The 14,062-nt window shown below is 58.0% G+C and carries 8 protein-coding genes; 6 read left to right on the top strand and 2 right to left on the bottom strand.

Going from position 1 to position 14,062, the window contains the following annotated elements:
- Positions 1-66: 66 nt before the first annotated feature.
- Positions 67-960, bottom strand: a complete 894-nt coding sequence (locus tag RLCC275e_RS33675) for a helix-turn-helix transcriptional regulator (protein WP_033184384.1) — start codon at positions 958-960, stop codon at positions 67-69.
- Positions 961-1,076: 116 nt separating this feature from the next.
- Between RLCC275e_RS33675 and RLCC275e_RS33670 the strand changes: the two genes are divergently transcribed.
- The 6 genes from RLCC275e_RS33670 to RLCC275e_RS33645 all read left to right on the top strand — a co-directional run bounded on the left by RLCC275e_RS33670 (position 1,077) and on the right by RLCC275e_RS33645 (position 10,419).
- Positions 1,077-2,042 carry a CBASS oligonucleotide cyclase gene (locus tag RLCC275e_RS33670; RefSeq protein ID WP_033184385.1) on the top strand — a complete coding sequence of 322 codons (966 nt, stop codon included), beginning with the start codon at positions 1,077-1,079 and terminating at the stop codon, positions 2,040-2,042.
- A 5-nt stretch (positions 2,043-2,047) separates the two neighbouring features.
- Positions 2,048-2,563, top strand: a complete 516-nt coding sequence (locus tag RLCC275e_RS33665) for an HORMA-1 domain-containing protein (protein WP_033184441.1) — start codon at positions 2,048-2,050, stop codon at positions 2,561-2,563.
- Positions 2,563-3,516: an AAA family ATPase gene (locus RLCC275e_RS33660; RefSeq protein WP_033184386.1), complete on the top strand. Its 954-nt coding sequence runs from the start codon at positions 2,563-2,565 to the stop codon at positions 3,514-3,516. Before RLCC275e_RS33665 ends, RLCC275e_RS33660 begins: the two co-directional genes overlap by 1 nt.
- On the top strand, positions 3,513-4,247 hold the full coding sequence (locus tag RLCC275e_RS33655; protein ID WP_033184387.1) for a DUF6602 domain-containing protein: 735 nt from the start codon (positions 3,513-3,515) through the stop codon (positions 4,245-4,247). The genes RLCC275e_RS33660 and RLCC275e_RS33655 overlap by 4 nt, the downstream gene beginning before the upstream one ends.
- 338 nt (positions 4,248-4,585) lie before the next feature.
- Positions 4,586-7,255, top strand: coding sequence for a PD-(D/E)XK nuclease family protein (locus RLCC275e_RS33650; RefSeq protein WP_033184388.1), 2,670 nt, complete (start codon positions 4,586-4,588; stop codon positions 7,253-7,255).
- Positions 7,252-10,419 carry a UvrD-helicase domain-containing protein gene (locus RLCC275e_RS33645; protein ID WP_033184389.1) on the top strand — a complete coding sequence of 1,056 codons (3,168 nt, stop codon included), beginning with the start codon at positions 7,252-7,254 and terminating at the stop codon, positions 10,417-10,419. Before RLCC275e_RS33650 ends, RLCC275e_RS33645 begins: the two co-directional genes overlap by 4 nt.
- A 93-nt stretch (positions 10,420-10,512) precedes the next feature.
- Here RLCC275e_RS33645 and RLCC275e_RS33640 read toward each other — a convergent pair whose 3' ends face one another.
- On the bottom strand, positions 10,513-13,890 hold the full coding sequence (locus tag RLCC275e_RS33640; RefSeq protein WP_171891378.1) for a DEAD/DEAH box helicase: 3,378 nt from the start codon (positions 13,888-13,890) through the stop codon (positions 10,513-10,515).
- Positions 13,891-14,062 lie beyond the last annotated feature (172 nt).

Here is a 14,062-nt window from a genome sequence, read left to right as displayed (position 1 = left end):
CTACCATCGACACCTCGCTCCTTCATCACGGTTTTCATGCCGCGAGAAAAACTTGAAGCTTCTCGTTTAATCCTTGTTTTGGCGCGCAATTATCCTACGTTTTGACTCTGACTTTGCTTCAGAAATACTCTTCCGAATATCGCTGATATTGTGCAGGGAAAGTTGAGCGCGTGCAGGAGGGAGGTCCTCCAGGTCTAGGTTCATCCGCATGATAAAATAGTATGCCATCGACAATCGCACGTCGATTTTTCGCATGCCGTCACTCATGGAGTAGTCTCGCTGAATAGCGAGAGCCTGCTCCTCAGTAAGACCAGGATGTGGCCGAAGATCAAGGGTTACGACAGTTGTCCACTCCACATCGTCTTCCGGATCATAGTTTGCCAAAGAGCCGGGTTTGATGTCATCGATACGCGTTAAAACAAAATCGCGAAAATCATCACGATCACACGCCCACGCTCGAACGTGCCATCGATAGCCATCGAACGCCAGAGCGTGGGGGGCAATTTCACGAACACGCGAGTTTGTCAGGGATTGATAGCGCACCTCGACCGAACGCTTTAGCCGGATCGCCTCAAGAACCAGTCGAAGGCATTCTGGATCCACATTCCTCACAATATCAGGCGCCATATCCATCGGCGGCATCTCACGGAACCATATCTCTTTACGGGGAAGCGCACCCGTCAGCAAAGCACGCAATTGGAGCAACAGCCGATCAGCCGAGACCTTCAGGAATGACGGTTTCATCCCTTTCGTGGGTTTGAAGGTTTTATCAGTTGCATCGTATTCGATGTTGTCACCGGCGAGTTCTCTGTAGCGCCTAAGGTCGATAGATGTTTGTGGGGTGGAAATTTCAAACGTCTCTTCAAGGTCACTTCTGTTGAGTGCACCTTCCCAAAAAAGCTTCCATTCGATGAACTCGAAACGGCGATTTTGCATCCACGGACGTTTTTCATCAGTCATGCATATAATTCCTTGACGGGTATCATTTTTATACCCATATAGTTTTTAGCGGGTTTCCTAGGAGTCTCGCATCTTGGCTGCGAAGTCAACAAACACGTGGTTGTTGGAGAGAATTCATGAGCCGTGAGCATGTGGGGCATCGGGAGATCTTGAGTTTCGCGGAGGATCGCGTGAACCTTCCTCGGGACAAAGCGCATGAGTATCGAGCACAAGCGCGACGGCTGCGCGAAAAACTCGAATCCTATCTCGACGAACATCCCGATTTTACTCTTCGCAAGATGATGCTCTCAGGAAGCTTGGCAAAGGGTACTGCCCTGCGATCGCTGAATGACATTGACGTGGCTTGCTACATCAGCGGCGCTGATGCGCCGCAATCAGTCAGCACCTTGCTCACATATCTTGCGGAGCGGTTGCGCAAGGCATTCCCGAACTTCACGGCCGACCAGGTGACCCCCCAGACCTACTCCGTAACCGTCTCCTTTCGAGGGTCCGGGTTAGACGTCGATGTTGTGCCTATTCTTTATGATGGGGATGCACAGTGGTTCGGAAACCTTGTGAGCCAAGATGACGGATCATTCCTGAAGACCAGTATTCCCCTTCACCTCGAATTCGCAGGTAAGCGCAAGAAAGCTCAGGAGAAGCATTTTGCCCAGGTCGTCAGACTCGTCAAATTCTGGGCTCGCCGCCAAAAGCAGGAGCGCGATGGTTTCCGATTCAAGTCGTTCATGATCGAGCTGATCCTGGCCAAGCTTTGCGATGACGGTCTCGATTTGTCCGACTATCCCGAAGCGCTGCAGCACTTCTTCACCTATATCGCGACGAGCGGCCTTAAAGATCGGATCGCCTTTTCTGACTACTATCCGCTCTCCACCATCGGTTCATTTTCCGAACCTATGCGGATTATCGATCCCGTGAACGCACTAAATAACGTTTCGCGACTCTACACCAGCGGCAACATGGAAGACATCGTGGATGCCGCACTGGACGCAGGCGATGCAATCGACGCCGCGTTAGCGGCTCCTAACAAACAACTGACCGTCGGCTACTGGCAGAAGGTCTTTGGTTCCACGTTTCAGTTTTGAGGGCGGTGATGTCCAGCTATAGTTACACAGAAAGTACTACATTCACCGTTACTCATGCGCGTCATATGGCGGCTAAGATCGCGACGGACCTAAAACGCATTCAACGCCTCTACGGTAAGCCAACTGACCAGACCATTGCCGACTATGAGGCTGAAGCCGTCGCTATGATGCAGGCGGGCTATCTGTCGTCTGTTAGCTATGGTTTCAAGCGCGACGGTTCATGGATTGAACCGACGCTGAAGTACACCGCGCGCGATCTCGCCAACGGAATGGCGAATGATGATGATCCCGGCAAGATTCGCCCCGGGAAAGATGTATCAAACGCCTCATTCACCAGCTTCATGAATTATACCGACGCCTTTTTTGCTCTGCCTCAAGGGGATCGCGATGCCTTTAGAAGTGGGCTTCCCTTTCAGCGCTCCACCGGAACTGAACCGCCGGTGAATGGATATCTCACCTCCGATCACACCTATTCTGCCGGCGGTCGCGCACTCGATCGCTCATGCGTAAGGAGCTACTGATGCAAAATATGCCCGGCCTGGACGAGCTTTTCGAGCGACGTCAGACTTATCCTGATTTTGAGCCTCAGGAGCGGCTCGCGCGACTAGTCGGTCTCGATGACCAGAAATCTCGTCTGGCCAAAATCCTTGGTCTCATGGTCAATCCGCAGGGGCTCGAAAAGTGGGCTGCCCGTTTTCATGCAGCTGAAGCGCGTGCCTTGCTCGATGTCATCTTGCGTCGTCCGCCGCTTGTTATCCTCGCAGGGGACGTGGGGTCGGGCAAGACCGAGCTCGCCGAGACGATCGGAGACGCTGTAGCGCGCCAGGAAGACATTGAGATCACCTTGTTCCCACTCAGTCTGGCCACACGCGGCCAGGGCCGTGTCGGTGAAATGACACAGCTGCTTTCCGCGGCATTCGAGCACACGGTGCAGGCGGCAAGCAAGCTCAGCGGAGATCGAAAAGCCAAAGGTGGCATCATCCTTCTAGTCGACGAAGCCGATGCCCTTGCACAGTCACGGGAATCCTCGCAGATGCACCATGAGGATCGCGCTGGCGTCAACGCATTCATCCGGGGTATCGACCGCCTTGCGAACCTTCGGCTTCCTGCAGCGGTGATCATGTGTACGAATCGCCTCAATGCCCTCGATCCTGCGGTACGTCGCCGAGCTGCGGACATATTAAAGTTTGCTCGTCCGAGCAACGAGCAGCGACAGCACATCCTTTCGCTTCGTCTCGGCCCGCTTGGAATCACCGCAAGCCAGTTGCAGATGCTGGTCTCGGCGACTGGGGCAACGGGAGATGCTCCCGGTTTTACGTTTTCAGACCTAACCCAACGCCTCCTGCCGGCAATCGCGCTTGATGCTTACCCGCACAAACCGGTTGAGGGAGCACGCGCACTGCAGATCGCAAAGGCGATGCAGCCGACGCCAGCTTTTCGCGATGAGGTCGTAGCAATAGAGGTTACCCGATGAGCACTTGGTCTATCCAAACGCTCCTTTCAGAGCTGCATGACGACATTCAGGAGCGACTAGGGCGTGCCCGAAAGGCTTTCGGCCATCCCGGAACGAAGGGCGACGCCAGTGAAGCTGTCTGGCTTGAGATGATGCAAACTTATCTGCCTATGCGTTATCAGGCAGCATCTGCCCATGTCGTCGACAGCACCGGAGCATTCAGCGACCAGATCGACGTGGTCGTCTTCGATCGCCAGTATTCGCCTTTTATCTTCTCTTTTCAGGGGCAAACCGTCATTCCCGCGGAGAGCGTGTATGCGGTCTTTGAGGCTAAGCAGTCGATCAATGCAGAACAGGTCGCATACGCCCGCAAGAAAGTTGCTAGTGTACGATCTCTGCATCGCACGAGCCTTCCTATTCCCCATGCTGGTGGCACATATCCAGCCAAGCCGCTGCAGAATATTATCGGAGGTTTGTTGACGCTGGAGAGCGACTGGTCACCCGGACTTGGCGTAGCACTCACCAGTGCGCTGACTGACGGTAGCGAGGCTGACCGGCTCGATCTAGGCTGCGTGGCAGCACACGGTATCTTTGCTCGCGATCTGGAAGGAACCGACATGCTCACGCCTATGCGCAAGCCAGCGACGGCATTCCTCTTTGAGCTGATTGCTCGACTGCAGGAAAAAGCCACAGTTCCTATGATTGACATCCGGGCATATGCGCGTTGGCTTGATGTTGATTTACCTACCTAAGGCCATTGCCAATAGACGTCATCGGGCACGTCGGTCACCCTTTTTTATTTGGAGAGGAAAGACTTCAACGATTAGACCTAAGGGCGATAAATTTGCAGAATATGCGCTGATTTTTCACGGCTCCGGCATTGCGGCCAGAAGGGAGCGTGCTCTCATTGCTGGGTGGCGTAAGTCTGGTGTCCGATGTCTTGGAGATAAGCTGCCACGCTCGTTCTAGGGATAATCTAAGCTTCAGACCTGGACGGATCCAGATTGGCTAAAAAGCAACGACCTTTGATTGCAATCTATTGAAAGACCATCGCTTAATATGACATGTTGCCTCTGGGGGAACGAATTTCATGGACATCGTATTTGGACTTTGGGCTGACGCTGGCTCCGTCCCGGATCATGGTGGTGATCGCGGCGGCTCTATGGGACAACCTGTGCTTGGACCGGCCGGTCTGGTCGATACGCTGGAGACGATACTGGGCATCGGAGGTCCGCGTAAGCCGCAGGTCGTCAGAATCGCATCGTTCCAAGCGACCTTAGAGAGCCTCGATGGAGACTACTTCTGGACCGCGTCCCTTCAAATGGATCCGTGGTCTACCGCGCAAACACTACTTGGATGGCGCGACGAACTGATCGGGTTTGGATGGCAGCATGACCAGAACTGGCGAGAGCCACGGCTCAGCAACCTCGCTGCCGCGTCTCGGGCAGCCATCGAGCTGCCGGCCGGTCTGTCCGATCGGATCGCCGCCATCATGAACGAACTGGCGGCATCCAGCATGCGTCCGCTTACCCGAATAAGACTAATCGATCCAATCGATTTATGTCCGTCGCCACTTCGCCGTCTCCTCGAACGGCTTAGCAATCTCGGTTGTGTGATGGAGGCGATCAAGTCGACCGCCGCGGCCCCGGTAGAGACGTCGCTCGGAAAGCTACAGCGATGGATGCTCAACTCAAGCGGAACGTTGGAAGGGGCAGACGGTAGCGTGACGGTGGCATCGTCGGCCAGCAAGCCGCTCGCCGCCGAAATTGTCGGGCAATGGTTTGCCAACCAGACGGGGAACACCACGATTGCGCTCGTCTCACAGGACGGCGACACGGATCTTCTCGACCATGGACTGGCCGGCGCCGGTGCGCCGCGCGCAGGCCGCAGCCGGTCCTCGATCCATCGGGGATCGCTGCAACTTCTGCTACTTGCTTTCAAGATCGTCTGGGCACCATTTGACCCGCGCGCGCTGATGGAGCTCCTGGTTTTTCCCAATTCGCCCGTCTCGCCGCGTGCGGCTTGGCATCTGGCCGCAGCGCTTGAACAAGCTCCAGGCCGCGGAGGGATTGAATGGGAAGAAGCCTGGACCAAGATTGACCAGAACGAACGTCTCAGGGCACAGGGCGAGACAGGCGAGCTTGACGCTTCCGATCGGCGGCTTTCACGCTGGCGGGAATGGGCAGAACCTCAGACCGCCGACCCTATTCTTGGGATCCCTCTCCAACAGGCATTGGCGATCTGTGACCGGGTTGCGGTCTGGGCTGCACGCAGATACGCCATGACCAATGATTTTCTATACTCCGCGACCTCCACCCTTGCAGGTGAGGTCCGGGCAGCGCTATCGGCGTTGGAGCGAGACCAGTTGCCTCGGCTTCTTGTTGAACGCATCATTGACCAGGCCCTCGATCTCGGCGAAGCCAATCCGAACGCGCGGGCAGAAGCAGCTAGCTGGCGGAGCGTACCGCATCCAGGCTCCATCTGGGCACCGGTTTCCACTGTGGTCTGGTGGAATTTTGGCGTGACGCGGGAAGGGTCCCTACGTTCACCCTGGAGCGAGCGCGAAAGACAGGAGCTTTCGTCCGCGGGCTGTCCCGCCGACGACATGGCGATGGGGGCTCGCGCAGCGAGCGCTGCTTGGGAGCGCGCGATCTTGAACGCGCGCTGCTCCGTTCTCCTGATCGCTGCCGGGCTCGACAGCGACGCCGAAGACAGTTTACATCCGCTGGCACATCGCTTGAAACCGGCGCTCGATCGGGTAGGCACGATTCTGCAGCTTGAAACTGCGCTAAGCGCTTCGGAGATCAATATCGCCGGTACGGTGATCGGACGGCATCCAATCGCCTCGTCACCTCTCCCGCAAGCAAAATTTTCCTGGCCAACCCCGGCAGACTTCGGCACGCGCCTAGCGGAAGTTACTCAATCGGCAACCTCGCTGGAAAGCCTGTTATCCTGTCAGCTTATGTGGGCCCTCCGACACGTCGCAAGGCTTAGGGCAGGTCGAGTTCGCTCAATCCCCGACGCAAATCAGCTGCTTGGTAATCTCGCGCATGCTATCGCCCGCCATATCTTCGTGCCTGGTGTCCCGCCCGATCCCAATACCGCCGCGCAACAAACAACCTTGCTCCTTGAAAACAAGATTGATCAGCTCGCGGCCCCGCTGCGGCATCCAGAATTTGCCGAGGAGCTCAATTTCGCGCGCAGGCGGCTGCCAGCTGCGATGGCTAGCCTGGCACGATGCCTAGTTGACAATCATCTAACCGTCGAGGCAACGGAACAACAAGTCAGCGGGACATTTGAAGCCGTGCTTTCCATGCGAGGTGCAGTTGATCTCATTACCCGTGACCAAATGGGGCAAGCCGTGATCGTCGATCTCAAATGGACCCGCAGCGATCGGACCCGCGTCGATGAACTCGCCAAAGGCGGCGCAGTACAGTTGGCCAGTTATGGAGCACTCGTTGCCGGAGATCACCCCTATCGTGCCGGCTACTTCCTTTTGAACCAGCGCCAGTTTGCGACACTGGAGGGGAGCGGTCTAATTGGTCGCCTTGTTCAGGGCAACAGGTCGTTGCCCGATACCTGGACGGCAATCATCGCCGCTTGGAGGAGCTGGCGATCTGTGACCGAAGGCGGGCAGATTCTCGCAACCGGCGTGGAAGGAGTGGCGCACTTGCTCCCAAGCGATCTAACCATAGCGCGTGAGGTGCATTGCGAGCGTTGCGACTATTCAACGCTCTGTCGGGTTAGGGCTATCGCATGAAAGAAGAAACGACGTCGCAAAACCGAGTTGACACGACGATTGCCAGTGCTGGCACCGGCAAGACATACCGGCTCGTGCAGGACATTGTCACCGAGGTTTTCGCCGGCACAGCTCCGCACAGGATCCTCGCGACCACTTTCACTAAGAAAGCAGCTGCCGAACTTGCAGGTCGAATTCGAGCCACTTTGATCGACAGGGGTCAGCCGGAGCTTGCCTCTGCCATGCTGTCTGCTCGAATAGGCACCGTGAACGCAGTTTGCGGCGCGTTGATCTCGGAATTCGCTTTCGAACTCGGACGATCGCCGATCTCGGAGGTCATAGCCGAGGACCGACAGGCTTCGATATTCGGAAGGGCAGCCGGATTGGTGATGGAGGAATGTGGCCCTGCGATTTCAGAGATTGCGGAACGTTTTGGCATTCAAGCACGTAGCTATTCGACCCATGGCCGAACAGTTCGAGGCTGGCAAGACGACGTTCGGCGTGCAGTTGATCTAGGGCGTTCAAACGGCATACCGGTGGAGCGCTTTGCCCACTGCGGGACCCGCTCAAGCGCCAGCTTAATGGCACTCCTGCCACCGGAAACGTCTGGTCAAACGGCAGAGGAGATAGACTTCGCACTCGCTTCGGCTATCGAGGCATGTATGTTCGGCATCGAAAGGAACCGGGCCAGCTTGAAGAGCGGGACCTTAACAAAGGATGTCCCGACGGTTGAGAAGGCTCTCCGCACCCTGCGTAGCGGCGAGCGGATATCCTGGCCGGAATGGGCAAAACTCGCCAAACTCGGGGCCACCAAAACGGATGCATCGCTCTTTGCGGATGTGATCGCGGCTGCAACCGCCCATCCAAAACATCCGGCCCTGAGGGCTGATATCGAGCGTTACATCGCGTTGATCTTTGATTGCGCAGCCAAATGCATCAGCGCATATGCCGATTATAAGCGCGTTCGTGGTCTTCTCGACTTTGTCGATCAGGAAATGCTTGCGCTGGACATCATCACCAATCCGGCAAACGAGGAGCGACTTTGCGAACTTATCGGTGCGGTCTTCGTCGACGAGTTTCAGGATTCGAGCCCGATCCAAATCGCAATCTTCACTGCCTTATCGCGTATCGCAAGGCGCAACCTGTGGGTCGGCGATCCCAAGCAATCGATCTACGGATTCCGCGATGCCGACCCGGCGCTAACCATTGCCGCCTCCGCTGCCATCACCAAAGCCACAGGCGGCATCACGGGTTATCTACGTCGCTCCTACCGCACCCGCCCTCAGCTTGCTGACTTCGTCAACGCGGCGATCACGCCCAATATGGCGCGGGTCGGCATGACGGATGAAGAGATCAGGTTCGACGGATGCGAGCGGACCGAGAACATGGAAACACCGCCTGCCCTGTCATTCTGGCCAATGACGGGCAAGAAAAAGGAAGATCGCACCGCAATGCTCGCGGCCCAGATCGCGGGTCTGCTTGCCAAACCCGCCGAGTGGCCCGTCACGGGCAAAGACGGTCTGCCGCGCAATACGCGTGGTGGCGACATCGCGGTCTTGTGTCGCGGAAATCAACAGGTCGGCGAGCTCGCTTTGGCTTTATCAGAACATGGCATCCGGGTCGCGGTGGAGCGATCGGGACTCCTTGCCCAGCCGGAGATCGAGTTCACGCTTGCCGCCTTCCGATGGGTCGCGGATGGTAGCGATACGCTCGCACTCGCTGAACTTGTCCGGCTGGCGACCGACAACGATGATTGGTTCGCCACTATTTTTGAAAAGGACGGAAAAGCCGGCCTGATTTCGCACGCTCCTTTTGTCGATGCGCTGATCGAAATCCGCGAACGCGCGCTCCAGCTGACGCCCGTAGAGGTTTTCGACGCATTGCTCCATGCGCCGACAATACTTGACACGCTCCTCAGTTGGGGCAGTTCCGAGCAGCGGCTTCAGAACTTGGAAGCTCTCCGCGGCCTAGTCGAGGCCTATCAGGACGACCAGCGTGCCGAGCGACAGGCGTCAACCTTGACTGGCGCCTGCGCGTGGATCATGTCGCGCGACGACGCTCGCCAGCCGCAAAGCCGGCATCCAGATGCCGTGAACATCATGACCTATCATGCGGCCAAAGGTCTTGAATGGCCGATCGTCTTGTTGACCGAGCTCGATGCATTGGCCAAGGGTTCTCCGTTCGGCATGGTTGCCGAGAACGAAGGCGCGCCGGACTGGAGTTCCCCTCTTGCAACGCGCGTCTTGCGGTTCTGGCCTTGGCCATACGGGGAGCAACAGAAGGACGTTGGTCTGGACGTGTGGGCGCCAGTGAGCCCTGAAGGTATATCGGCGCTCGCAGAAGAGCGCCGGGAGCGGACACGCCTTCTCTATGTCGGACTCACTCGCGCCCGCGACTATCTGGTTTTGTCGAGTACCGGCGGTGCCCAGCCGTGGCTCGATGAACTGCAAAGCGATGAAGGCGTGCCGCTCGTAAGGGATGCCGGAGATACCATCAGCGTGGGGGTAGAAAGGTTTACTAGCCGTCCCTCTCCCGAGGCCCTGCCGACGCCGCAGTCACGCAGCAAGCCGCCGCAGGAATATGTGAGACCGGTTGCAACACCCAGAGCTTACCCCCCTCTCAGGATTCGACCCAGCGACGCCGTCCTATCCGACGCGCAGGTCACGATTGCAGAAACAGAAACCATCGGCGATCGCATTCCCTTGGTGGGACATCCCGATCTTCAAATGCTGGGCGAAGCAGTTCATCGGTTTCTCGCCGCAGACAATCCAGACGCGCAAACGGCAATGCGTACGCAGTGCGCTGCCGCCACTCTTGCCCGTTGGGGCGTTCCACAATTAAGTGCCGCTGACACCGTCGCGATCTCGGATCGATTGCAGTCTTTCATCACGCGCCGGTTCGGAAGCGCCACCCAATTGAAGGAATGGCCTATCCATGCCGAGGATGGCCTCCAAATCGTCGGCGGCCGCCTCGATCTTCTGATCGACATTGGCGACGGATTTGCGATCATCGATCATAAGAGCTTTCCGGGATCGGTAGCGTTGGACGAGTTGCGCCTGCGCGAATTTGCCGGACAGGTGAACCTCTACGCCCGGGCAATCCAACGGATCACTGGCAAAGGCCACTTCGAATACTGGATCCATCAGCCGATTGCGGCAGTTATGAACCGTATCGAGCTAGAGTAAAGCTGACGGGCACGCCACAATTCTTGTGATCACCGCCCATCCCGGTGAAGGGATATCGGCGTGTCGACAATGCGCCGACCTTTGAATCTCGACCTAAAACGCTCTCACAATCTCGGTCCCCTTGCCGGTCAGGAGATCGAAATCTTGGCCGTACATGTCAGGGCCTAGCATGGTCGGACTGTCTGTCGACACCGCCAGTTCGAAGCCGGCCGGATCGATCCAGCGTAGGCCATCGGCAACCCGGATAGGGATGACGGAGTATTTTCCGTTTGCGCCGGTAGTGCCGGACAGACCGGCTTGCAGCGATCGGGTTACCACTCGGTCGGTCGGGCTTTTTCGCCTGCTGCGCGACCACTCGAGGAAATTCCGCGGATCGATCAGATCCTCGGCGCCTCCCACAGGCCCTTCGCGGTCGTCCATCCAATCCAGGAAGTCCTGTTTTAGCGGGATGGCGTCATCGCGGGAGCGGGCAATGCCCTGCGACAAGGCGAACGCCACAAACGGATCGAGTGTCCCCCAGCGCAGCAATTCCTTTGCCCAGAAGGCGAACCACGGGAGATCGGCCGTTTCTTTCCACGTGTTGAGGGCAGGGGTCGCGAAAGGATCGGGGTTTTCTTCAGTCCAGCGCTGGGCAACGGCGGCGCCGATGGCAACCGCAAGACGGAATTCTAGATTATCCGCGACGAAGGTCTGCCACGCGCGAAGATCGTCGGTTGGCGGCTGTGGAGCATCATTAGCAGACATCCACCATGCCAGAACCTCGTGCCATCGGGCGTAAAGCGCGCGACCGATCACCGTGTCGCGCACGGCAAAGCCAAAACCCCGGTCGTCGGCGATGACATCGCCCATCTGCCGGAACAAGGCCATGCGATCGTCGTCCTGCATGCCGCCATAGCCATCGGCATAGTGTAATATGTCCAGCAATTTTTCTGCCGCGGGGCGAAAGCGCAGGCCAATGCAAGGTGTATAGCCGAAGCTGTAGAGCACCCTTCGCTCCGACGCGTCGGGATATACCGTCGCGACCAGACCTCTGCCCCTCTGGATGAAGGCTACTTCCATCCAGTTCTCATAGGCCGAGGCCACCCTGGCGAAGGTGTTCTGCCAAACCTTGGCTAAAGCCGCCTCGATCTGCGCTTGTGTCAACTGGACCGGGTCGATTGCCTGCAGCTCTTCGATCGCGGACAAGATGATGCCATCCAGCTCGTCGATACTATCTGCTAGTCGAGCTGTCGCGGAAGGCGAGGCGGTCCCGGCCTCGCCGGACAGTTCCTGCGGCACAGCACCTTCCAGCCAGTTCAAAAAGTCGGCAGAAGTCACGAGGCCGAGCTGCAACGATCGCTGCCATATCGAACGCATCAGCACCGCGAGCGGACTGTGATGTTCGCCGCCGCCTGCAGCATCCGCAATCAAACCTCCAAGGAGATTGTCGTATTCCGCCCGACGCGCGCCGATCTGATTACGCTGCGTCTGGCGCTGACCTGGAGCCGTGGTTGATTCCGCCACAGGAAGCGCAACGAGTGTCATCCCTTCCATTCCCTTGGCGGCGCCAGGGCGGCCGGCGCGGCCGGCGAGATTGCGAAACTCCGCCGTTGACATCGGATGTTCGGTTCGCGTTCGCGTGGCGACATCGAAGGAGCTTCTCATCACCGACGGCAAGAAGATCAGATCAAAGGGCAGGTTGACGCCTTCGGTCAAAGTGGCCGTTGCCACGGTTATCCGGCAGATCGAACGCTCGATCAGGGCAACCATCATGCGCCTGAGGCGCTGCGGCATCTGACCGTGGTTGGTCGCTATCCCCCTCTCAAGTAATTTCAACTCGTGGGAATCCTGGCCGCAATAGTCGGCGCAGACCATTCTTGCAGACTTAAACAGCTCAACGTCCGGGCTTTCCGCCGGCGGCACGAAAGCGGGCGCCGCGTCCCACCCGTTTAACGCAAAAGCGTCTGCATACCATTTGATAGTGTCCTCTGGGCTTTGTGACACAGAGACGAGGATACGCCGGTCACTATCGGTCAGGTGAAGCGCCGTCCACAAGACCGCCAATTGCGTATTGTGGTTGAGGCTACCCCTGACCACCGCCGGTGCCTGTGGCATCGGCGCAATTCGAAGTCGCATATAGACATTCGCATCTCTGCCTCTCACCGCGAGAACGCGGTCATTGAGCATGTCGAAGAGGATTTCCGGGGCAGCGCCTGGGCGTACTTCGAATGTGCCGATCGCCTGCCTCGTGCTGCGGTAATAGGACCCGACCGCCTCAGCGGTCGAATTCCCTTCGATCCATCGAGCGACCGGGCCCGCTGCCCCGCCCGCGACGGCCGTTAGGGCAATCCTGACCACATCTGGCTTGCGGGCCAAAAGCCTGGAAATGAAGGCCTCGAGCCGCGCCGCGCGGCTGGTATGTCCCGCCAGTGCTTCCTGGGCATAAACCGTATTTTCAATGACGACTTGGTGGGCCTCATCCACCAAGAGGAGCTTCAACCGCGCAAGTAGCATGGGTCCAAGATAGCGCATCAGCGCATCGGCCTTTTCGACGGTGGCAATAAGCACGGTCGGCGTATCGGCTGTGAGCCATGCATCGGTGATGCCCCAGTCGGCGCCGCCGTAGAGCCCAGTGACGATGAATTCGCGGCCGAGCTCGCCGGTGAGTTTTGACTCGACCTCGCCAGCAAGCGCGCGAGAGGGAACGATATAGAGGGCAAGCGGCGCCAGATGGCCGTCGCCCTGCAAAAGCAGCTCTTTTACGATTGCCAGATTTGCGACGAGCGTTTTTCCCGATCCGGTTGGCGTGCACAGGGCGAAGGAGGAGTTTTGTAGCAGCCGCTCGATGCCCTGATGTTGTGATTGCCAGAGCACCCCGCGTCCTCTGGCATATTGCCGCCTGGCAAAACCGTCCAAATAGTCCAGATGCCCCGGACGCATTGCGGCCAATCGCCGAAGAGGCTGATAGATAGTCGCCTTGGCATAACGCTCGCAGGCGGACCGGATGAAGAAAGCCAGCGTCGCGACATCTTCGGGGGCGAGGCGCACTAGAAAGCGTTCGACCTGGCGAAGGTGCGTCATTGCAGCTTCCAGCCTGTCGAACTGGCCCCGGCGCAGGCTGTCAGCCGCGAGGCCGACCGACCTGATCAGCTCGAGCGTCGTCAACCACGCGAGATCGGAGTCTATATCTTCCTTGAAAAACGCGTTGGACGCGTCCGGCACGGTCGCTTGAGGATTGGCGTTCCAGAAGACGGCAACCCTTTCAAGCACGCGGTCGAAATCGGCGCTGAGGAAGTCGGCGAAGAGGAGAATGCCGTCGTCATTCGACTTTACCTGCCGTAAAAGCCCCGCTGCCATCGCAGGCAACCCGCCCAGCTGGTAGGATCCCGCCGCAAACAGTGCCAGCGGCACGACTTCAGCTAGACTATCGTTCGAACGGGCCAGCCATTCGAACAGCTCGCCGGCCCGGCGGAAAGCAAGGCTCGCGTCCATCTGGTTTCCGCCCGCGACCGACTGAAGCACCCCGCCGGCATGGATGAGCCTGTAGGCCTCCGCCAAGGTTTCTGCGGAATCGTTTTGCGACCAATGGATGGTCTCCACATCCCATGTGGTCTGTATCGCCCTGACGAAAGCCCTCGCCTGCCTCGGTGTCAGGAGCTGATCC

The organism is Rhizobium brockwellii (genome assembly GCF_000769405.2).
GTDB lineage: Bacteria > Pseudomonadota > Alphaproteobacteria > Rhizobiales > Rhizobiaceae > Rhizobium > Rhizobium brockwellii.
Note: the sequence above shows the minus strand (reverse complement) of the source record. Positions and strands in the feature narration are given on the sequence as shown.